The following is a 21,025-nucleotide window of genomic DNA, read 5'->3' as shown; positions in this document are numbered from 1 at the left end:
GTCACACCTTTTATGACCCAGCGCTTTGTCTGTATTCATGGACATTTTTATCAACCCCCGCGGGAAAACCCTTGGCTGGAGGACGTGGAGCTTCAGGATTCGGCCTACCCGTTTCACGACTGGAACGACCGCATCACCACCGAATGCTACCAGACCAACGCTGCTGCGCGTATCCTCGATCAACAGAATCTCATCATCGACATCGCCAACAACTACGAGAAGACCAGCTTCAACTTTGGTCCGACCCTGCTGTCCTGGCTCGAAAAACATCGCCCCGAAACCTATCAGGCCATCATCGATTCGGACCTGAGCAGCCGCGCCCGCTTCGGCGGCCACGGAGCAGCACTCGCTCAGGCCTACAACCACATGATCATGCCTTTGGCCAACCTGCGCGACAAGCGCACCCAGACGCGCTGGGGCGCGCATGATTTCGAAGCACGTTTCGGCCGCAAACCTGAAGGAATGTGGCTGCCGGAAACCGCCGTTGATGTGGAAACTTTGGAGATTCTCGCCGAAGAGGGCATTGCCTTCACCATCCTAGCGCCCCACCAGGCCAAGGCTGTGCGACGCCTGGGCGACAAGGAATGGCAGCGGCTCGGCGATGTTGCCATCGATACCCGCTGCGCCTATCGCTGCAACCTGCCTTCAGGGCGCAGTATCGCCTTGTTTTTCTACAACGGAGCGGTGTCGCAGGAGATCGCTTTCAGCGATCTGCTTGAAAACGGCGAAAAATTTTCGCATCGCATGGTGGGAACTTTTTCCGAACGCAAACACGCCGAACTGAGCCACATCGCCACCGACGGCGAAACTTACGGCCATCACCACCGCTACGGGGAAATGGCTTTGGCCTACTGCCTGCGCGACATCGAAAAACATCAGCTGGCGCGGATTACCATCTATGCGGAGTTCCTGTCTCTGCACCCCCCTTCTCAGGAGGTGCAGATTTTTGAAAATTCATCCTGGAGTTGTGCCCACGGGGTCGAACGCTGGCGAGCCGACTGCGGCTGCCGCATAAATCCCGAGCGCAATTGGCAACAGAAGTGGCGCCGCCCTTTGCGCGCGGCCCTCGACTGGCTACGCGATCGCCTCGCCCTGCTCTTTGAGCGCGAAATGCGCTCCTTCAACAGCGATCCCTGGACCGTGCGCGACACCTACATCGAAGTTCTGCTCGATCGCAATGAAGAACACGTCAAAAACTTTCTGCAAAAGACCTGCGCGCGACCGCTGACGGCAGAAGAAGAAACCAGACTTCTGCGCCTTCTCGAAATGCAGCGTCACGCCATGCTCATGTACACCAGTTGCGGCTGGTTCTTTGACGAGGTTTCCGGCATAGAAACCGTACAGATTCTTGCCTATGCCAGTCGTGCGATTCAGCTGGCCGAGGAATCCTGTGACGCAAAACTCGAAGCAGAATTTCTCGAATGGCTGGAGAGGGTGCCGAGCAATATCGAAAAGTATCGGCACGGCGCCCAGATTTACCGCCTTCTGGTGCTGCCCACACGCCTCGATTTGCGGCGGGTCGCGGCGCACCATGCCATCGCCTCGGAGTTCGAAGGCAACCACCGAACTCACCAGATCTACAGCTATGAGGCGCACAACCTGACCTACAACCAGTTACGCGCAGGGCGCATCCTGCTGGCCACCGGACACACCCGGGTGCGGTCCCATATCACCTGGAACCAGGCCGATTTCTCTTTCGCGGTGCTGCATTTCGGCGACCACAATCTTAACGCCGGCGTGCACGAATTTAAGAGCAAGGATGCTTTCACCGCCATGCAGCGCGAGTTGCAAACGGCCTTCGAAAGGAGCAACCTCGCGGAAGTCATTCGCCTGATGGACCGGCATTTCGCACCAAGTACCTACAGCCTCTTGCACTTGTTCAAAGATGAGCAACGCAAGGTTCTCAACCTCATACTTCAGAAGCCTCTGGAGGAAATAAACCAGACGTACCAAGCGATCTATGACAATCAGTTTGCGCTTCTGCGTTTTCTGCGTGATATCGGCGCACCCGCGCCACAGGCGCTTGTTGCACCGGCAGAATGCGTGGTCAGTGCTCGCCTGCACAGGCTTTTCAGCTCCCCTGACGTCGATCCGTGCGCCCTCAAAGCCATAGTGAACGAGGCCGAGAGGCTCACCCTTGCCCTCGACGATGAAACCCTCGGCTTCGCCGCAGGGCGCCAAATCAGCCGACAAATGGACAAACTGGCGCACGCACCGCGCAACCTTGCTTTTCTTATCACCATCAACGAAACGCTTGAACTCCTCAATCAACTTCCAATCTCGCTTGATTTATGGCGCGCTCAAAACGGCTATTACGCAATTTGCAATCAATTATGCCCCAGCATACAGAAATCACTTCTGGCGGGCGAATCGGGTCTTACCGAGTGGTTTGAACAGTTCCGCAAACTCGGTCAAGCGCTTAAAGTAGGGATGATCTGATGCGTATCCCCTGTGCGACCTACCGAATCCAGTTCACGCCGGAGTTCACCTTCAATGAAGCGCGCGCCATCGTTGCCTACCTCAACGAGCTGGGTATCGACACGCTCTATGCCTCGCCGATTTTTCGCGCTCGCACCGGCAGCACTCACGGCTATGATGTCGCCGACATGAACGCTCTCAATCCCGAACTGGGCGGCACCGACGGTTTCAACCTGCTTGCCGAAGAGGTTCGCCGTCATGAAATGGGCTGGCTGCAGGACATCGTGCCCAACCACATGGCTTTCGACGCGCAGAACCCCATGCTCGTCGATGTTCTCGAAAACGGCCCGCACTCGCGCTTTTTCCGTACCTTCGATATTGACTGGGAGCATCCCCTGGGAAACCTGCGCGGCCGCGTCCTTGCGCCTTTTCTCGGCAGTTTTTACAGCGAAGCTCTCGAACGCGGCGAAATTCGTCTCGGCTATGACGGAGAAGGCTTTTTCGCCGGCTATTTCGATCAGCGCTATCCGCTGCGCATCGAAAGCTACCTGGAAGTGCTCACCCATTGTCATCCGCCGCTGAGGCGGCGGCTAGGCTCCGATCATCCCGACCACATTCAGTTCATGGGTGTTCTCTACCTGCTCAAAACCCTGGCCACGGGTCCGACCCGCGATCGCTACGAGCAGATCAAATTCATCAAGCAGGCGCTGGGGATTCTTTATCAGAACAACGAAATCATCCGCGATCAACTCGACCAGACAGTCGTCGAATTCAACGGCACGGCCGGTCGGCCGGAAAGTTTCGCGCGCCTCGATGCCCTCCTCGCACAGCAGTATTTCCGTCTCTCCTACTGGAAGGTGGCTTCGGAAGAACTCAATTACCGCCGCTTCTTCAGCATCAACGACCTGATCTCTCTATGCATTGAAGAAAAAGAGGTGTTTGAGCACTGCCACGGACTGGTGGCCAAGCTCGTGCGCCAGGGGCACCTGAGCGGGCTGCGTATCGACCATATCGACGGTCTCTACGACCCGCCCCAGTATCTTGAGCGCCTGGCCGCCACGGCACCGGGCGCCTATGTGGTCGTGGAAAAAATCCTCGAATCCGGTGAAAAACTGCCGCGCAACTGGCAGACATCCGGCACCACCGGTTATGACTATCTCAATGCCGCCGCCGGGCTCTTCTGTCAAACCCGTAACGAGCGCCGCGTGACGAGCATCTACCATCGCTTTGCCAACCCCGGAGGACGTTGCGCCGAGTTGGGCGCCGCCAAAAAAAGACTGATCATCCAACGTCACATGCTCGGCGATATCGACAACCTGGCCACCCTGCTCAAGGGATTTGCCGGCCGCTATCGCTACGGCAGCGACCTGACCCGTTATGCCCTGCATCAAGCCCTGATCGAGGTCATGGTCGAGATGCCGGTCTATCGCACCTACCTTACCCCGCAGCGCAAAGCCGACGAGGGACGTCCTTACCTGCGCAGAGCCCTGCGCCAGGCCCTGCGCAACAACCCCGGCCTGGCCAATGAGCTTGGATTTCTTGAACGGGTGCTGCCGCTGGAAATGAGCAGCGAGTTGCCCGCCGAGGAGCGCCAGAGTTGGCAGCAGTTCGTCATGCGCTTTCAGCAGTACACCGGGCCACTCATGGCCAAGGGCATCGAGGATACCCTGCTGTATGTCTACAACCGCCTGATCTGCCTCAACGAGGTGGGTGGCGCACCGGAGGACTTCGGGCTGGCTCCGGCCGACTTTCACTCGTTCAACCAGTCGCGCGCCCGACACTGGCCGCACACCATGAACGCCACCGCCACCCATGACACCAAACGCGGCGAAGACACGCGGGTGCGCATTGCCGTTATTTCGGAGCTGCCCCAGGAATGGGAACGCTATCTGCGCCAGTGGAACCGTCTCAATGCGCCCCTGAAAAAACGGGTGCGCCGGCGCATGGTGCCGGATAAAAACGACGAATACTTTCTCTACCAGACCTTGCTTGGCTCCTACCCCCTGGAGAAGAGCGCGCTGGAAAATTACCCATCGCGAATTCGCGACTACGCCATCAAAGCGGTGCGTGAAGCCAAGGTGCATACCGGCTGGCTCAAACCCGACAGCGGTTACGAAGATGCCTATCTGGCGTTCATCGACGCTCTCTTCGCCAAGGACCACCCCTTTTTCGCCGAGTTCCTCCCTTTCCAGGAAAAAATCGCTTTTTTCGGCATGCTCAACGGCTTGGCGCAAGTGCTGCTCAAGAACACCAGTCCCGGCGTACCGGATATCTACCAGGGGTGCGAATTCTGGGATCTAAGTCTGGTTGATCCCGACAACCGCAGGCCAGTGGACTACCAGGCCCGCCACCAGGCACTCAGCGCTCTGAGCAAAACGGCTTCCAAGGATCTGCCCGGGCTGCTGCGCGGCCTGCGGGAAGATTGGCGCGACGGCCGCATTAAATTGTATCTGACCTGGCGCAGCCTTCAGGGACGCAAGGAGCGCATGGAGTTGTTTCGCGATGGCGATTACCTGCCGCTGGAGATCAAGGGCATCGGCGCACAGAGCCTGCTGGCCTATGCACGCCGCCTGGGAGATCAGACGGCCCTGGTGGTGGTGCCGCGCCTGCTGACGGAGCTGGTGGAAACCGGAACCTGGCCGCTGGGTGAGGATGTCTGGGGCGATACGGAGATCCTTCTGCCCGAGGGGATGCAGGGCCCTTGGCGGGATTCCCTGTCGGGACGCGAACTAGAAGGCGCCGGCAGCCTGAACGCCGGCCGGCTGCTGCAGGATCTGCCCCTGGCGCTGCTGTTCAACGACGGACCGTAGGGGCGCAGCATGCTGCGCCCCTACACGTGGTTGCGCAACTGCAGCTCCTGCGGGTGTGGCTTGAGATAGTACTGGGTCTTCAAATAAGGCTGGTCGTATTTGCGCACATAGTGGTTGATCAGCGTGATGGGCACGATGAGCGGCACATGCCCTGCGCGGTAGTGCTCAAAAGACTCCAGCAGCTCCTGTTTTTCGTCGGCACTCAGATCGCGCTTGAAATAGCCGAGCAGGTGCTGCATCACATTGATGTTCTTGCGCGCCGTGGTTTTGAGACGCATGGCCTTCATCAGCAGGGCCAGATAGCAATCATAGAGTTCGTCAACGGCAAGGCTCTTGGCGTCGGCCACCAGCTTGCCCATCTCGCGATAGAGTTCTGGACTGTGAGCCATCAGCAGCAGTTTGTGGCGCGTGTGAAAATCGACCAGTCGGCCGCGGCTCTTGCCCTGCGCGACCAGGTCACGCCAGCGCTTGAAAGTGAAAAGACACTCGATGAAATTTTCTCGTAGCTTGTCGTCGTGCAGGCGGCCATCCTCTTCCACCGGCACCAAGGGAAAACGCTCCATGAAGATGCGGGCGAACACCCCCACCCCCTGTTTGGCGGGCACGCCGTTTTTGTCGTAGAGCTTGACCCGCTCCATGCCGCTTGAGGGCGAACGGCCCTTGAAAATGAAGCCACACAGGTTATCCTTCGCCAGAGCCTCGCAACGCTTTTGTGCCCAGCTTTCCATGCGCTCGGTGATATCCTCGCCGCTTCGCGAAAAAACCAGGCGCGGGTGTTCGGGATCCCCGACCAGGCGCAGAGTTTCGCGGGGAATGGGCAGGCCCACTTCGACTTCGGGGCAGACGGGCACAAATTCGAGGTAGGGTCCGAGAAAGTCGCGTATCAGGCGATCGAGTTGATGCCCTCCGTCATAGCGCACGTTTTCACCCAGCAGACAGCTGCTGATACCTATACGGATTTTGTCGGTCATGGATTTCGCCCTTTCTGGCCGGGGGACTTGAAAAAGGTTGAGTAATAGTTGTCAAGTCTAACAAAAACCGGCCCAATAACATCAAAGATCGCTTCGGGAGTTTTCATGGCGCGAAAAATCATCAAAAAACGTGGCAAGAAAGTTGGCGCTGCTCCCGGAACACTGGTCCATATAGGTGAAAAGTCAAGCATGGGGGCCAACATCAGGGTTATCGATTATGACCAGGAGCATCTGACAGACACCCGCATCCATGCCCCCGACATGTGCGGCAGCTACAGGGACAGCCATAGTGTATCGTGGATAAACATCGATGGCGTGCACCAGACCGAAGTGATCGAAAATCTCGGCAAAAGCTTTGGCCTGCATCCCCTGGTCATGGAAGACATACTCAATACCGACCAGCGACCCAAAGTCGAATCCTACGAGGATTATCTCTATATCGTCATAAAAATGCTGCTTTATGATGAGGTGCGTCACGAAACCCGCACTGAGCAGGTCAGCCTGATTCTTGGGCGTCATTTCGTTTTGTCTTTCCAGGAGTTCAGCGGCGATGTCTTTGAAGGCGTACGCGAGCGCCTGCGCAGCGGCCGCCGCATTCGTTTCATGGGCACCGATTACCTCGCATACGCGCTACTCGACGCCATCGTCGACCACTACTTCATCCTGCTGGAAAAATTCGGCGATCAGGTTGAAATTCTCGAAGAGGAACTGATAGCCGACCCGACGCCGGCGACCCTCGCCAAGATCCATCACTTCAAGCGCGAAATGCTGCTGCTGCGCAAAGCGGTCTGGCCGCTGCGCGAGGTGCTCAGCAGCCTAACCCGCGAAGAAAACCCACAGATCTCCGCAGAAACACGGCTTTTCCTGCGTGATGTCTACGACCACACCATCCACGTCATCGACACGGTGGAAACTCTACGTGACCTGCTGGCCGGCATGCTCGACATTTATCTCTCCAGCATCAGCAACCGCATGAACGAAATCATGAAGGTGCTGACCATCATGGCCACCATATTCATCCCCCTGACCTTCATTGCCGGGGTCTACGGCATGAATTTCGAACACATGCCCGAACTGGCCTGGCCCTGGGCCTATCCGGCGGTTCTGTTGCTGATGCTTGGGGTGGCCGGCGGCCTGCTGGTGTTTTTCCGCCGCAAAAACTGGCTATGAACCCTTGCCTTTTTGCACGGCGGCCGGCTGTTTTATGGCTGTGGTTCGCGATATAGGGATTCGCCGTCGAGCGCAGGCAACAGCTGCTGAATTTCTTCTTGTTGAGATGCGGATATTTCCAAAAACCGAACCCCGACTCCCGGAATTCCAAAGGTATCTCCCCAAGACCGGTTCCAACGGATTTCAACGGCGATGGGCGAAAAGTCTTTTAGAAAAGGAAAACGGATCCAGGCAATATCTTTCCGTGACCAGGAACTCGCCGAATAGATAAAACTTCCGTCACGGGAAAGATTGACTGTGACGCTTTTCTCTGTGCGCTCAGGGCTGAAACCTTCATCCGGAGACAGAAGAACTGGGCAATGCAACTCGGTGCGCGTCGATAGGCGCAAGCGGCGGGGAGTAAAAGCGCGGCAATGATCCTCAACAAAATCTCTAATCGTGGTTCGGCTTCCGCTGCCATACATGAGTGCACCGATACGACCGCTCCCCGGGTCGAAGCGCAGCCTTAGAACGGGAAATGCCTCCAAAAGATCATGCACCATGGCCTTCTCGTTCTGGCTGCCGCGCAACATGGTGGGAACATCCAACAACAGACCACTGCAAGGAGCGCGGAGCAGTGCCTCGGCAAGCTCTTCAAGGTTGCTTGCCGTATCACAACAAACATCCAGGGAACAAATGTTCTCCAAATAGACATTTTGCAACTCAGGGTCGCGCGCCACCAAGACTAGGCGCAACTTCGCATTCCCCATAGGGTGACCTCTCAAAGGTTTGGAAAATTCAAATATTAACCGAAGGATAAAAAAACCTCAACCGCACTTTATAGGATCCCCATGCTGCAGAAGATACCAGGCGATCGTGTTCGCCCCGTCAACAACGCAACGCTTAACCCCCAGGGTGACTATGTCCTTTATTGGATGATTGCAACGCGGCGCGTGCAATGGAATTTCGCCCTGCAGCATGCGGTGGCGCAGGCTCGCGAGTTGAACAGGCCGCTGGTCATCCTGGAAGCGCTGCGCTGCGACTATTCCTGGGCGAGCGATCGGTTGCACCGTTTTATTCTCGACGGCATGGTCGACAATGCCAAGGCTCTGCAAGGTGCGCCGGTGCTTTATCACCCTTACGTGGAAGAGGTCCGGGGAGCTGGAAAGGGTTTGCTGGAAACGCTCGCCGAGGGCGCCTGTCTGATAGTGACGGACGATTATCCGGCGTTTTTCCTGCCGCGCATGATCAACGCGGCAGGCCGGCGCCTGGGGGTGCGTCTCGATGCGGTGGACAGCAACGGCCTGCTGCCCCTGGCCGCCGGGCCTCAGGCTTATCCCAGCGCCTATGCCTTTCGCCGCTTTCTGCAGAAAAATCTGCCTGGGCACCTGAGCGACATGCCCCGGGAAAACCCTCTGGAAGATTCCGGATTGCCCACCCTCAAAACCCTGCCGCAATCCATCCTCACCAGGTGGCCGGATGCCTCCGCACGCCTGGCTCAATCAGGCCATGCCGCCGTTAAAAAGTTGCCCCTTGACCACGGGGTCAAAATCGTCGACGCCCAAGGCGGCAGCGCGGCAGCGCGCCAAAAACTTGATTTTTTTCTCGACGAACGCTTGCCCGTCTATGCCGAGCAACGCAATCAACCCGAACGCTCCGTAACCAGCGAACTCTCCGCTTACCTGCACTTCGGGCATATGTCCACACACGAGATTTTCACGCGTCTGGCGGCCCGCGAAGATTGGGATTTCGGCCGCCTCGGCCCGCAGAGCAATGGACAGCGCGCGGGCTGGTGGGGCATGTCGCAAAACGCTGAAGCCTGGCTTGATCAACTGGTGACCTGGCGTGAACTGGGGTTCAACTTCTGCTTTCACCGTCGGGACTATGACCGCTATGAATCCCTTCCCGACTGGGCGCGCGCAACCCTCGAGCAGCATGAAGAAGATCCGCGGCCCTACCTCTACAACCAGGAGGAATTCGAACAGGCGCGCACTCACGATGCGCTGTGGAACGCCGCGCAGCGCCAGTTGCTGCGCGAAGGTACCATCCACAACTATCTGCGCATGCTCTGGGGCAAGAAGATTCTTGAATGGAGCCGCACGCCGCGCGAGGCGCTTGCGGTAATGATCGAACTCAACAACAAGTACGCCCTCGACGGGCGCGACCCCAACAGCACCAGTGGCATTTTCTGGTGCCTGGGCCGCTATGACCGCCCCTGGCCGCAGCGCCCCATTTTCGGCAAAATTCGTTTTATGAGTTCGGAGAACACGGCGCGCAAATTCAAGGTAGGCACTTACCTGCACCGCTTTGCCGGGTAATGATCTGGGCCGACAAAAAGCCTTGGGTCTTCTTGCCGGGGAGAGGGGTTTGAAGAATTCCACAATGTCGAACTGCGGCAGAGCGGCTAAATTTTCTATTTCCATTATACTACCCGTCTTTCCAAACGCCGGCATGGCCTTGACCTGCCTTGCGCTCGAGAAGGTTTTCGGACCAACCAGACCAAAGCGAAAAGGAGCAGGCAAAGGCTGCGAATCCCTGAGACTGTGTTAAAATCAACCGGAATGCATTGATTTCTCAGGGAGGTTTTTCATGGAACTCAAAGGCAAGAAAATCGCAATCCTGGCAGAGAAACTCTACGAAGATCTGGAACTCTGGTATCCGCTGCTGCGCTTCAAGGAGGCCGGTGCCGATGTGAAAGTTGTTGCTCCCAAGGTAGGCACCTATGCATCCAAGCACGGCTACCCGGTGCAGGCCGATCTGGCTGCGGACAACGCCAAAGCTTCCGACTTCGATGCCATCATCATTCCCGGAGGCTATGCACCGGATCACATGCGGCGCTCGCAGCCCATGGTGCAATTGGTACGACAGGCCAATCAGCAGGGTAAAATTCTTGCCGCCATCTGCCATGGCGGCTGGATGCTGGCTTCTGGGGAAGCCGTGCGCGACCGCAAGGTGACCTGCTTTTTCGCCATCCGCGACGACCTGCAGAATGCCGGCGGGAAATATGTCGATGCCGAGGTGGTGCGGGACAAAAACATCATCACCTCGCGTACCCCCGGCGACCTTCCGGTCTTCTGCCGAGAAATCATCGCCGCACTTAAAGGCTGATCGGCGGATCGAAAAAAATCGAGAATGAGTCCCAATTGATCCGCTCTTTGTTGGCAACTATTCGTCTGCGACGTCCGGAAGGGTCACAGGGTGCGGCCGCACCCTGCGGTACTGTCGGACGTTGCCGCTGGATAGTTACAAGTTTCCAAACGCTCGGGAGGAGCAGAGCAGGCTCTGCTCCTCCCGCATTCATCCCATTTTTCCAAAGGAGGATAAACAGGTGGCAAGACTTCAAGGGACCAAAACAGAAAAAAACATTCTGACCGCATTTGCCGGCGAAAGCCAGGCACGCAACCGCTACACCTACTACGCCGCTCAGGCGAAAAAGGAAGGCTTCGTGCAGATCTCCTCGATTTTTGAGGAAACCGCCGACCAGGAAAAAGAGCATGCCAAGCGTCTCTACAAGATGCTCGAAGGCGGCGAAGTCGAAATCACCGCGGCCTTCCCGGCGGGCACCATCGGTACGACCGCCGAGAACCTCAAGCGCGCAGCCCAGGGCGAAAACTACGAGCACTCCGACATGTATCCGTCCTTCGCTCACACCGCCCGCGAAGAAGGGTTTGAAGACCTCGCCAAGGTTTTCGAGGCCATCGCCGTTGCGGAAAAGCAGCACGAAAAACGCTACCTCGACCTGCTGAACAATATTGAAAACAGCCGGGTCTTTCATCGCGAGCAGTCGCAGGTGTGGCGCTGCCGCAACTGCGGCTATATTCACGAAGGCAAGGGCGCCATCGAGGTCTGCCCTGCCTGCGCCCACCCTCAGGCACATTTCGAATTATTGGGCGAAAACTACTGACCTCCCCCTTGACAGGTTCCGATTCTGCTTTTTAATGGAAACGGAACTCCTGCTTTTGATGAACGGTGCGGCGACCCACGGCCGCGCCGTTCACCCTTCTCTATCGTTTCGCTGGGCGAATTCTCTCATCTCGCCTGTTTCTAAACCCTGACCTGAGAAAAGGAGCACCTGCCATGGGAGGAGGAAAGAGATTTACGATCCTGTCACTGCTTTTGACCGCAACGATCGGCCTGGGATTTGCCGTCACTGCAACAGGCAAAGGCCCGGTCGGCAAAACCAGCTATGCACCGGTGGCGGGCACGGAAGATTTCTCTGCCGTCAAGGAGCGCATGGAGGCGGAGAAATCGGCAATCATCGAACGCCACATGGAACTGCTCAACCAGCGCTATGACTTGAGCGATCGCCCCAAGGAGGGCGTAACCATGACGCGCGGCAAGGCCGTCCAAAAAGGCGTACGCGTCAAGCTGCCGACCGATGTGACCTGGGAGCAGCTGGCCGCCATGAGCCCGGCGGAAATTCGGGAGAAGGGTTTGTTTCCCAAAGGATTTCTACCCCTGCCCTTCCCCAATCACCCTGAAGGCGGCATGCTGTTTCCCAAATTTCATATCGATGAAATCAAAAAACAGGAAGGACGCGACCTGACCCGCTTTGACCTCGACTACGACCTTCCCGACCACATATTGCCCGAATTTCCGCCCGCTATTTTCCTCACGACCCGCCCCGATCTGGGCGATGTGTCCCAAGGCAAGGTCGTTACCATCAAAAACTTCTTCGAGCTGTTCAACGGAATCCTCAACCCCAAGCAACTTGAGGGTTTGCGCTTGCTGGTCACCCCCTTCCCCCAGCAGCAGTTCAACGCCACGGATGACCGCCGTTCGGCCGAGCCGCATCTCGGCGTGACCTGTTTTGACTGCCACGTCAACGGCCACACCAACGCCGCCACCCACCTGGTGGGCGACATCCGCCCCCAGGAATCGCGCCACCGCATCGACACGCCGACCCTGCGCGGCGTCAACATTCAGCGCCTGTTCGGGTCGCAACGGGCACTCAAAAGCGTTGAAGACTTCACCGAATTTGAGCAGCGCGCCGCCTATTTCGATGGCGACCATCTGACTGCCTCCAAGAAAGGCGTCAACATTCTCGAGCGCGGCAGCCAGGTGCACTTCATGGCTGAAGTCCAGGCGCTGCTCGACTTCCCGCCGGCGCCCAAACTCGATGTGTTCGGCAAGCTTGATCCCAACCTGGCGACCGAGGACGAAATGCGCGGACAGGAGCTGTTCTTCGGCAAAAGCCGCTGCTCGGAATGCCACCCGGCACCCTATTATACCGACAACTCCATGCATAACCTGCGCACCGAGCGTTTCTTTGAGCCACAGGATATCAACGGCCGCTGGGCCAGCGCCGATGGCCCGATCAAGACCTTCCCCCTGCGCGGCATCAAAGATTCTCCGCCCTACCTGCATGACGGCCGTCTGCTGACCCTGGCCGACACCGTCGAATTTTTTAGCTTGGTCACCGGTGTGCAACTCAACGAGCAGGAGAAGAAAGATCTGGTTGCCTTCATGCTGGCACTGTAACCATCCAGGGGCGCCCCAACAGGAGCGCCCCTATCTTCACCAACAAAACGCATTCTCATTTAAACAAATCTACAAATTCTTTCTAATTCTTTACACGTCGTCAATTTAGCTAAAAAAATTCAACACATCACTTTTCTTTCTTTTCCATTTGACATACAAAAACCCTGAGATATTTATAAACTTATACGCTTGTAAATAAGGTTTTATTCTGAGGGCGCTGGAATGCCAAGGCTCGACGTAAGAATAAAAACAAGTCTGCGCGCCAAGGCGATTTACGCAACGAGGCAGGGGCAGCGGGAGGAATCCGTCACCATCCGAGAACTGAGCCTTAACGGCGCCCTGCTTGACCCAATGCGCGGCCGTCCTGCAGAAACACTCACCCTCATCACCGAGTTGTCACCTTCCCGCGAAATCGAATTGCGAGGCGATATCGTGCGCCTTAACGGCTCCCAGAGCGCTGCCGTGCAATTTTACTATCCAGATCGCGACACGTCCTGGTCGCTTTGGCATTACATCTGCGCGAAACTGAAGAACGATCCGCACTGCCCCTATTGCGGCGAGGCGCGCGCAGGCGACACCAGCCATTGCTGGCACTGCGGTCAGTATCTCGAATTCAGTGATGCCGCGTATCTCGATGCACATTTGCGTGAGACGCTTGCCGCGCGTGTTCAAAACCGCCTCCCCAAACTGCAACCTGAGCACTGTCGCAAGATCATCAAATACATCGACGGGGAATTGCTCAGGGTCCGCGACAAATCACCGGACCAGGAATTTGTCGGCACCTGCCCGGCCATGCTCAAGGTCTTTTCCATGATCCACAAGGTAGCCGCCACCGACCTGAGCGTACTCATCCTCGGCGAAAGCGGAACGGGCAAGGAGCTGACCGCTCGGGCCATCCACGAACGCAGCGCCCGCAAGGACAAACCCTTCGTGCCCTTCAACTGCGCGGCCATCCCCGAGGGCTTGCTGGAAGCCGAACTTTTCGGTTATCAACGTGGCTCCTTCACCGGTGCTACCGAAACCAAAAAAGGCAAGTTTGAACTCGCCGACGGGGGCACCATTTTTCTCGATGAAATCGGCGACCTCTCCCTTCATCTGCAGGCCAAGCTGCTGCGGTTTCTCGAAGATCGCATTGTCGAGCGCATCGGCGCGAAGAAAGGGCGCAAAGTGGATGTACGCATCCTTGCCGCTACTAATTGCAACATCCACGAGCGAATGGAGACAGGCAGTTTTCGCGACGACCTCTTTTTCCGCCTCAACACCTTCTGCATCAAGCTTCCGCCCCTGCGGGAGCGCGGCGAGGACAAAGTGGTTCTGGCACGCTTCATCTTCCACAAGATTTCAGAGGCCGGAGATTTTCATCTGCAGGGATTTTCCGAGGAGGCGCTTACTGCCATTCGCCGCCATGATTGGCCGGGGAATGTGCGCGAGCTGATCAACAAAATCCGTCGCGCCATGGTGATGGCCACCGAGGAATTCATCCAGCCCGCTGATCTTGAACTCGAGCCCCTTGCGTCGGAGGTTGCTCCAACAAACTTGCGCCGCCAGGTGAGCATGTCGAAAAAAGAAATTGTTCTTGCCGCCCTTCAGGAAAACAATTACGTCATTGCCCGCACCGCCCGCGCCCTCGGCATCAGTCGCCCTAGCCTTTACAGCATGATGAAAAAATTCAAAATTGAGCACTAAACTCCCCCTGTAATTCCCGTCCTCACCTATCTCACCCTCGATTGGCCTGTCAGGTCTGAACATCCAACCTTTACACTCCAAGACCCCGTTATCATTAAGTTTAAACCAAACGTGTAAGGCTCCCGCATAAGAAAAGTGTATACAACACCTTACGCCCAGCCAGAACGCCCGCCCCAACATACTGTTTTTTATCACTTTTTTCTTTTGGCACACGCATTGCTATTAATGAAAATGCGCATCGCCGACATCACAAGGGATACGGGGCAACAATTTCATTCGTTGTTGCTCTTGAGCGGGTTTCTTCATTTTTTTTGGCAGGAAGAGGCACCCCGGATGCCCTGACCGCTGACGGTGATATCGCCCAAGCCCTGCCGCACTAGATGGAGAATCACAGCGAGGGGCTGTCGGCATGGGCGAGAGGAACAACAAAAAGCACAGGAACCCGACCGCGAACGGGCCTGACATCAGCCGAGGCGAGATGTACGAGCCTCGAATGCTTCGCGCTTTTTGCCCGCAATACACCAAGATCATTCTTTGGAATGAATTGGGGGCTAAGACCGCCGGCGCCATCCACTTTAACAAAGGCTCGGCACTAACAGGAACTCTGCGAACGGGGAGGTGATGTACGAGTCTGGAAATGATTGATGCGGAAAAATCGGCCGAAACATCTCAAGAGTATTGACAGCGTTTAAAAATGGATCAAGAACCTCAAGGGGGAAAAATCATGTTCAAAAATAAACTTCTGGCAATGTCGACCATTTTTGCTTTTATTTTTGCATTCAGCTGTCCAGTACTGGCGGAAAACACCGCAACGGACAACAGTGAATCTCAAGTAGCACAGGAATCTTCCGTCGCGGTTAGCGTGAGCGATTCGCTCAACGGCAACGACTTAAGCAATAATTCAGACAACAGCGTTGCTCAAGAAGGTTTCAACACTGACAATACCAACAACTCAGACAATTCAACCAACCAAGAAGGCTTCAATACCGACAGCAGCACTTCTCAAGAAGGTTTCAATACCGACAGCAGTATAGCTCAGGAAGGCTTCAACACGGACAACACCAACAATTCCGACAATTCGAATAACCAGGAAGGCTTCAATACAGACAGCAGCACTTATCAAGAAGGCTTCAATACCGACAGCAGTATAGCTCAGGAAGGCTTCAACACGGACAACACCAACAATTCCGACAATTCAAATAACCAGGAAGGCTTCAATACCGACAGCAGTATCGCCCAGGAAGGATTTAACACGGATAACACTAACAATTCCGACAATTCAACTAACCAAGAAGGCTTCAACACCGACAGCAGCACTTCTCAAGAAGGTTTCAATACCGACAGCAGTATAGCTCAGGAAGGTTTCAACACGGACAACACCAACAATTCCGACAATTCAAATAACCAGGAAGGCTTCAATACCGACAGCAGCATCGCCCAGGAAGGATTTAACACGGATAACACTAACAATTCCGACAATTCAACTAACCAAGAAGGCTTCAACACCGACAGCAGCATCACCCAGGAAGGGTTCAACACGGATAACACTAACAACTCCGACAATTCAACCACTCAAGAAGGATTCAATACTGACAGCAGCATCGCCCAAGAAGGGTTCAATACAGACAACAGCAATAACAGCGACAACAGCGTAAATACGGCAGACTCACAAAACAACAACAGCGTCAACACTGCCGACTCAAACAATGACAACAGCAACAACTCTGACAACAGCAACAACAGCGTAAATACAGCAGATTCCAACAATGACGCCAGCAATAACTCTGACAACAGCAATAACAGCGTAAATACGGCGGATTCCAACAATGACGCCAGCAACAATTCTGACAACAGCAATAACAGCGTGAATACAGCAGATTCCAACAACGACAACAGCAATAACAGTGTAAACACAGCAGACTCAAATAACGACGCTAGCAACAACAGTGCCAACGATTCAAACAATGACAACAGCGTCAACACGGCAGATTCCAACAACGACAACAGCGTCAATGACTCGAACAACGATAATAGTGACAACAGCGTCAACACCGCAGATTCCAACAACGACAATAGTGTCAACACTGCGGACTCTAATAATTCCTCCAGTGACAATAACTCTGTCGTCGAGGCAACCCTGAGTCAGGTTGCGGCAATGACCGATTCCAACATGAGCTTCATGGCGGGCGGTAGTGAGGGCGGAGAAGGTCCCCTCAGCATCGTCAACAGCATTCACCTTCAAGATACCGCTAATGGTTTTGCCGGTATCAACAGCATGAACATGAGCAGCGGCAACTTCAACAACGCCGCCAGCCAGACCACCTTCGGATTCACCATCAGCGGCACCGGCAGCCTCGCCGGCCAATAACCACACTGCTTAGCTGAATTGCTTCGGGCAAAGGGGAGCCATCCCCTTTGCCCGACATTGATCATTTCCAGGGGAAAAAATGGCATGAAGAAATTGACAAAAGTCACTCTGGGCAGCGCTATTTTCTTTATTCTTCTATGGAGTTCCTTGCCCTTTAACGTTGCCTGGTCTGCTCCTGTTGAAATCCGCATCGGCAACGCTACCATCACCCGCCAAGTAACTCCCCTGCGCGATATGAAGTTCAACAACATCGTGCGCCAGACCAAAGACTTCAGCTGCGGCGCGGCCTCGCTGGCAACCATCCTGACCTATTATTTCGGAATGGAGACCAGCGAAGTCGAAATACTTGAAGCCTTGTTCCTCAACGCCGACAAAGCGACCATTAAGCGGATCCAGGAACGCGGCATCTCATTGCTCGACCTTAAAAACTATGCCGAAGCCCAGGGACTCACCGGCCAGGGTTATCGCATGGAGCCACGGCAACTTGAAACCCTTGACCGGCCCGCCATCGTCCTGGTCGACCTGCAGGGCTATAATCATTTTGTCGTCATCCGCGGCGTCAAGAACGGTCAAATATACCTGGCCGATCCAGCCCGCGGGCACTGGAACAGGAATCTGGACGAATTCAGCAGCATGTGGAATGGCATTCTGCTTGCCTTCATGCGAAGCGACGGGCAAAAAATCACCGACCACGACCTTAGGATCAAACCTTTCTGGTCGCGCGGCCCGACAGATCTGCTGCCAAGAGACCTGCTCGACATGCAATTTGCTTACTCAGCACATGAGTTCTGACAGCTCTGACCACCGAAAGGGGATTGCCGCCATGAACAGCCGGCCAAGCATTAAACTCTTCGCACTTGTTGCCGTCTTTCTGCTGACTCTGGCTGCGCCGGTTGGCGCTGTTGATGTTTTGAACATCAGTGGCGAGCCACTGAGCGAGATGGAGATGGCGGATGCTCAGGGAGGGTTTACCCTGCCCAGTGGTGATTTTCTGTACTTCTCTATGGATTTCATGCGAGTCAATCTGGTCTCTCACCAGCAACCTGGAGGAACCGAGACCACAGGGTTCGTCAATGCCCTGCACCAGAACGTGGTGATCGGCAAAGACGGCAGCATCCAACTCAACGTTGATATTCTGCAGGCAGGGCAAGGAGGCGACGCAACAAACCCGCAGGGGGCAACCACAGGTGTACCCCAGCAAATCAACGCCGTGCTGCTCAATAATTCCTTCACGGACTTTCATGGCCTGTCCAACGCCAACATCATTACGGGCAACCATAACGTCGGCTCCATCGTCAATGTCATTAATCTACGTCTGGGTTTTTTCAACAAGGACAGCTTTAGCACACCGGAGTTGCGCGACTTTTTTATGTACTAGAAATGAACGTCTTTTGACCTGAGGAAGCACAGGTCACGGAGGTTGAGCCGTGGCCTTTTTCTTGCCGTAAACATGCAAGGAAAAAATTTCGCGCAAGCCCAGCAAAGACCTAAATCATCGATTATACTTGGCCGGTGGCAGCGATCGCCCGGGATTGGACCTGCAATTCATTTTTCGCCGGTAGTTACAGGGAGGGTATATGCGTTTCCTGATCGGGATATTCAGCATTGCAATACTTTTGCATTTGGCTCTGCTTCCCGCCTTGGCGCAAACGGAATCAAGCGGTCCCGAAACCAGTCTCATTGCCGACGCAGGTGGTTCCTGGGCCGGCAAGCGGAGCCTGATTATCGAACCCGGACTTCAGTATATGCACAACTCTTCCAACCGTATCGACTTGACCGGGCTTACCTTGCCGGGCCTGGTCATCGGACTGATTCAGGTCGAGAAGGTGCGGCGCGACATTCTTACCCCCTCGCTCTCCCTGCGCTTCGGGGTAAGCGAGTTTTTTCAGGTCAACCTGAGGGTGCCCTACCTCTATCGTTCCGACAAATTCACCAACCGCCCTGGCGACACCGATCTTCCCAGTCGCACCACTTACGTCGACGATCAAGGCTTGGGCGATATCGAAGGCGGCATTCTTTTCCACCTGCTCAAGGAAACCCCCTCGCGACCGCAAGTCATCGCCGGGCTCAAAGCCAAATCCCGCACCGGACGCGACCCTTACGGACTGGCCACCCAACTGGCCACCCCCGGCACGCATGTCCCGGCTGAACTGCCCACCGGCACCGGCCACTGGGCCCTCGAACCTTATGTCACGATCCTTAAAGTCGTGGATCCCGCGGTGCTGTTCGCCAACCTCGGCTATTTCTATCACATGGAGCGAACCATCGACGGCATCGGCAAAGTCGACCCGAGCGACAGCGTCAACCTAAGCTTCGGCATTGGCTACGCCCTCAACGACAAACTCGCCCTGAGCACAGCCTTCGAGCAGAAAATCTATTCGCGCGCACAAGTCAACGGCAACAAAATCGCTGAAACCGACCCAGTGGTTGCGACTCTGCTGCTGGGCGCCACCTACGCCTTTTCCCAGCGCACGGCCATGAACGTCACCCTGGGCGTGGGCCTGACCGAAGATTCCCCCGACCTCCAGGTGAGCATCAACTTCCCCATTCGATTCAGCTTCTAACCTGACTCAGCGCAGCCCTATCCTCACGGCGGCAATCGGTTCTTGATTGCCGCCTCCGATTTCATTCCCTGCATAGACGGCTCTATGCTATATATTAGCAGTTTCGAACCCAAAGCGAGAGGGATCCTGCCCATGGCCTCCATCCGCGACGTCGCCTGTCAACAAATTCTCCTTGAGGACTCCTCCGTGTTTTCCGTTCAATGGCTGGTTCTACCCTTCGATCTGGCCGACGGAGTAACACCTGAATTTTTGCTGGAACGGTATCTGAACCATCTGCGGCGCTTCACTCTGACCCTGGTTCGTCCGCGCTCTGAGCCCGGGGGGTTGGGTTTGCGTTTGGTCGGCACCCGGCTGAATCTTATCGAATTCAGCGGCCCCGAGTTTCACCAGGATGATCGCCGACACTCGGCAGTTTTGGCCATCCGCGGCGGCATTCTGGTTCAGCCGGACCGCTGTGACCGCGGACGTCTTGAACTGTCCACCGAGGAACTTGACGACGGCCTGCGGGTCGAGCTGCAACTTTCCGACTATTGTCCGCTACTTCTCGGCAGCGCGAAACCTTCCACGATGCACCGCATGCTTTACCGCTTTACCCAGGCAGCCATCCACAAGGTCGTGACGGTACGCTTCCTGCTGCGCCTATACCGAGAGCTGGCCGGACCTCACGCCTGCGTTAGAGTTGTACCCGCGCAGGTGCGCAAAGGGCGCCCGACCTGAGGGGCGGAAACATGCCCGCATTCGCCTTTTACTATAATCAAGGGAACTAGCAAAGGATGAACAGCAAACCCGGACGCCTGCTGGCTGTGGGAGATATTCACGGCTGCCTGGAGCCACTTGAAAGGTTGATGGCCCAGGTGGCGCCCCGCGCCCAGGACCAGCTTGTATTTCTTGGGGATTATGTCGATCGGGGCCCCGACTCGGCCGGGGTGCTGGACTATCTATGTGATTTCGGGCGCCGCTTTCCCGCAACGGTGTTTCTCAAGGGTAATCACGAGGCCATGTTTCTCGACTTCCTGGTCGGGCGCGATCGCCTGAGCTTTCTCGCCAACGGCGGCCAGGAGACCCTTGACAGCTATGAGAAGCGGGGCAGTCAAGAAATCCCCGACGCGCATCGGCGGTTTCTCGAAGACTTGCGCCTCTACTACGAAACCCCGGATTTCATCTTCGTCCACGCAGGGCTCCTGCCCGGCCTTTCACCTGAGCAACAAAGCGAAGAAGACCTGCTGTGGATTCGCAACGCCTTTCTCAACAGCAGTTATTCCTGGGGCAAGACCGTGGTTTTCGGCCACACCCCGCAAACGGATGGCCCGCTTATTGGTTCGGAGCGAATGGGCCTCGACACAGGCGCGGTCTACGGCCGCAGCCTGACCTGTTGCGAAGTGAACACCGCCCGCTGCTGGTCGGTGTCGGCAAGGGAGCCCAAGCGCAAACGGTTTCTGTTTTTTTGAAATTTCAAAAACCCACCCCTCTGGACACGCATTGCTTCGCTTTCGCCAGATCTTATCCGTGTGCAGCACTTAAGTATAAATTCACCTGCAACGTCCGACAGTCCCACAGGGTGCGGCGGTTGAAGGCTGC

General features: G+C 55.9%; 16 protein-coding genes. 14 read left to right on the top strand and 2 right to left on the bottom strand.

The features are described 5' to 3' along the window. Positions 1–12: 12 nt before the first annotated feature. Both GFER_RS05620 and treY read left to right on the top strand, forming a co-directional pair. Positions 13–2,439, top strand: a complete 2,427-nt coding sequence (locus tag GFER_RS05620; RefSeq protein ID WP_040096826.1) for a DUF3536 domain-containing protein — start codon at positions 13–15, stop codon at positions 2,437–2,439. Beyond that, positions 2,439–5,228, top strand: coding sequence for a malto-oligosyltrehalose synthase (gene treY / locus GFER_RS05615; protein ID WP_040096824.1), 2,790 nt, complete (start codon positions 2,439–2,441; stop codon positions 5,226–5,228). Before GFER_RS05620 ends, treY begins: the two co-directional genes overlap by 1 nt. A gap of 20 nt (positions 5,229–5,248) precedes the next feature. Here the strand turns inward: treY and GFER_RS05610 are convergent, their stop codons facing one another. Then, positions 5,249–6,199 (bottom strand): YbgA family protein, encoded by a 951-nt coding sequence (locus GFER_RS05610; RefSeq protein WP_040096821.1) that lies wholly within the window; start codon positions 6,197–6,199, stop codon positions 5,249–5,251. Between the two features lie 105 nt (positions 6,200–6,304). On the opposite strand from GFER_RS05610, the gene corA reads away from it, so the two are divergent. After that, positions 6,305–7,369 carry a magnesium/cobalt transporter CorA gene (gene corA, locus GFER_RS05605; RefSeq protein ID WP_040096819.1) on the top strand — a complete coding sequence of 355 codons (1,065 nt, stop codon included), beginning with the start codon at positions 6,305–6,307 and terminating at the stop codon, positions 7,367–7,369. Positions 7,370–7,401: 32 nt separating this feature from the next. Here corA and GFER_RS05600 read toward each other — a convergent pair whose 3' ends face one another. After that, positions 7,402–8,103 (bottom strand): PilZ domain-containing protein, encoded by a 702-nt coding sequence (locus GFER_RS05600; protein ID WP_161807385.1) that lies wholly within the window; start codon positions 8,101–8,103, stop codon positions 7,402–7,404. Positions 8,104–8,199: 96 nt separating this feature from the next. Here GFER_RS05600 and GFER_RS05595 point away from each other — a divergent pair, with 96 nt between their 5' ends. The 11 genes from GFER_RS05595 to GFER_RS05540 all read left to right on the top strand — a co-directional run bounded on the left by GFER_RS05595 (position 8,200) and on the right by GFER_RS05540 (position 20,895). After that, the gene (locus GFER_RS05595; RefSeq protein ID WP_040096813.1) at positions 8,200–9,666 is read left to right on the top strand and encodes a cryptochrome/DNA photolyase family protein; all 1,467 of its coding nucleotides are present in this window, start codon (positions 8,200–8,202) and stop codon (positions 9,664–9,666) included. A 271-nt stretch (positions 9,667–9,937) separates the two neighbouring features. Further along, positions 9,938–10,456 (top strand): type 1 glutamine amidotransferase domain-containing protein, encoded by a 519-nt coding sequence (locus GFER_RS05590; protein ID WP_040096811.1) that lies wholly within the window; start codon positions 9,938–9,940, stop codon positions 10,454–10,456. Between the two features lie 220 nt (positions 10,457–10,676). Further along, a complete protein-coding gene (gene rbr / locus GFER_RS05585; RefSeq protein ID WP_040096808.1) occupies positions 10,677–11,252 on the top strand; it encodes a rubrerythrin in 576 nt (191 codons plus the stop codon). 173 nt (positions 11,253–11,425) lie between these two features. After that, positions 11,426–12,829, top strand: a complete 1,404-nt coding sequence (locus GFER_RS05580) for a cytochrome b6 (protein ID WP_040096806.1) — start codon at positions 11,426–11,428, stop codon at positions 12,827–12,829. Between the two features lie 222 nt (positions 12,830–13,051). Then, a complete protein-coding gene (locus GFER_RS05575; protein ID WP_040096803.1) occupies positions 13,052–14,515 on the top strand; it encodes a sigma-54 interaction domain-containing protein in 1,464 nt (487 codons plus the stop codon). A 724-nt stretch (positions 14,516–15,239) separates the two neighbouring features. Then, positions 15,240–16,883, top strand: coding sequence for a hypothetical protein (locus tag GFER_RS17535; RefSeq protein WP_052445990.1), 1,644 nt, complete (start codon positions 15,240–15,242; stop codon positions 16,881–16,883). Between the two features lie 84 nt (positions 16,884–16,967). Then, the gene (locus tag GFER_RS05560; RefSeq protein ID WP_040096799.1) at positions 16,968–17,675 is read left to right on the top strand and encodes a C39 family peptidase; all 708 of its coding nucleotides are present in this window, start codon (positions 16,968–16,970) and stop codon (positions 17,673–17,675) included. A 31-nt stretch (positions 17,676–17,706) separates the two neighbouring features. After that, positions 17,707–18,261, top strand: a complete 555-nt coding sequence (locus tag GFER_RS05555; RefSeq protein ID WP_040096797.1) for a hypothetical protein — start codon at positions 17,707–17,709, stop codon at positions 18,259–18,261. A 199-nt stretch (positions 18,262–18,460) separates the two neighbouring features. Beyond that, the gene (locus GFER_RS05550) at positions 18,461–19,447 is read left to right on the top strand and encodes a transporter (RefSeq protein WP_040096794.1); all 987 of its coding nucleotides are present in this window, start codon (positions 18,461–18,463) and stop codon (positions 19,445–19,447) included. Positions 19,448–19,579: 132 nt separating this feature from the next. Beyond that, a complete protein-coding gene (locus GFER_RS05545; protein WP_040096791.1) occupies positions 19,580–20,164 on the top strand; it encodes a hypothetical protein in 585 nt (194 codons plus the stop codon). A 56-nt stretch (positions 20,165–20,220) separates the two neighbouring features. After that, the gene (locus tag GFER_RS05540) at positions 20,221–20,895 is read left to right on the top strand and encodes a metallophosphoesterase family protein (protein WP_040096789.1); all 675 of its coding nucleotides are present in this window, start codon (positions 20,221–20,223) and stop codon (positions 20,893–20,895) included. Positions 20,896–21,025 lie beyond the last annotated feature (130 nt).

Origin of the sequence: Geoalkalibacter ferrihydriticus DSM 17813, from assembly GCF_000820505.1 — a bacterium.
Classification (GTDB): domain Bacteria; phylum Desulfobacterota; class Desulfuromonadia; order Desulfuromonadales; family Geoalkalibacteraceae; genus Geoalkalibacter; species Geoalkalibacter ferrihydriticus.
This window is presented reverse-complemented; position numbering and strand designations above follow the sequence as displayed.

Coding starts and splice junctions, on each gene's coding strand:
- GFER_RS17535 (WP_052445990.1), top strand. CDS start 15,240: ATGTTCAAAAATAAACTTCTGGCAATGTCGACCATTTTTGCTTTTATT.
- GFER_RS05595 (WP_040096813.1), top strand. CDS start 8,200: ATGCTGCAGAAGATACCAGGCGATCGTGTTCGCCCCGTCAACAACGCA.
- GFER_RS05610 (WP_040096821.1), bottom strand. CDS start 6,199: ATGACCGACAAAATCCGTATAGGTATCAGCAGCTGTCTGCTGGGTGAA.
- GFER_RS05590 (WP_040096811.1), top strand. CDS start 9,938: ATGGAACTCAAAGGCAAGAAAATCGCAATCCTGGCAGAGAAACTCTAC.
- GFER_RS05540 (WP_040096789.1), top strand. CDS start 20,221: ATGAACAGCAAACCCGGACGCCTGCTGGCTGTGGGAGATATTCACGGC.
- GFER_RS05555 (WP_040096797.1), top strand. CDS start 17,707: ATGAACAGCCGGCCAAGCATTAAACTCTTCGCACTTGTTGCCGTCTTT.
- GFER_RS05580 (WP_040096806.1), top strand. CDS start 11,426: ATGGGAGGAGGAAAGAGATTTACGATCCTGTCACTGCTTTTGACCGCA.
- GFER_RS05550 (WP_040096794.1), top strand. CDS start 18,461: ATGCGTTTCCTGATCGGGATATTCAGCATTGCAATACTTTTGCATTTG.
- GFER_RS05545 (WP_040096791.1), top strand. CDS start 19,580: ATGGCCTCCATCCGCGACGTCGCCTGTCAACAAATTCTCCTTGAGGAC.
- GFER_RS05575 (WP_040096803.1), top strand. CDS start 13,052: ATGCCAAGGCTCGACGTAAGAATAAAAACAAGTCTGCGCGCCAAGGCG.
- GFER_RS05560 (WP_040096799.1), top strand. CDS start 16,968: ATGAAGAAATTGACAAAAGTCACTCTGGGCAGCGCTATTTTCTTTATT.
- GFER_RS05620 (WP_040096826.1), top strand. CDS start 13: ATGACCCAGCGCTTTGTCTGTATTCATGGACATTTTTATCAACCCCCG.
- corA (WP_040096819.1), top strand. CDS start 6,305: ATGGCGCGAAAAATCATCAAAAAACGTGGCAAGAAAGTTGGCGCTGCT.
- treY (WP_040096824.1), top strand. CDS start 2,439: ATGCGTATCCCCTGTGCGACCTACCGAATCCAGTTCACGCCGGAGTTC.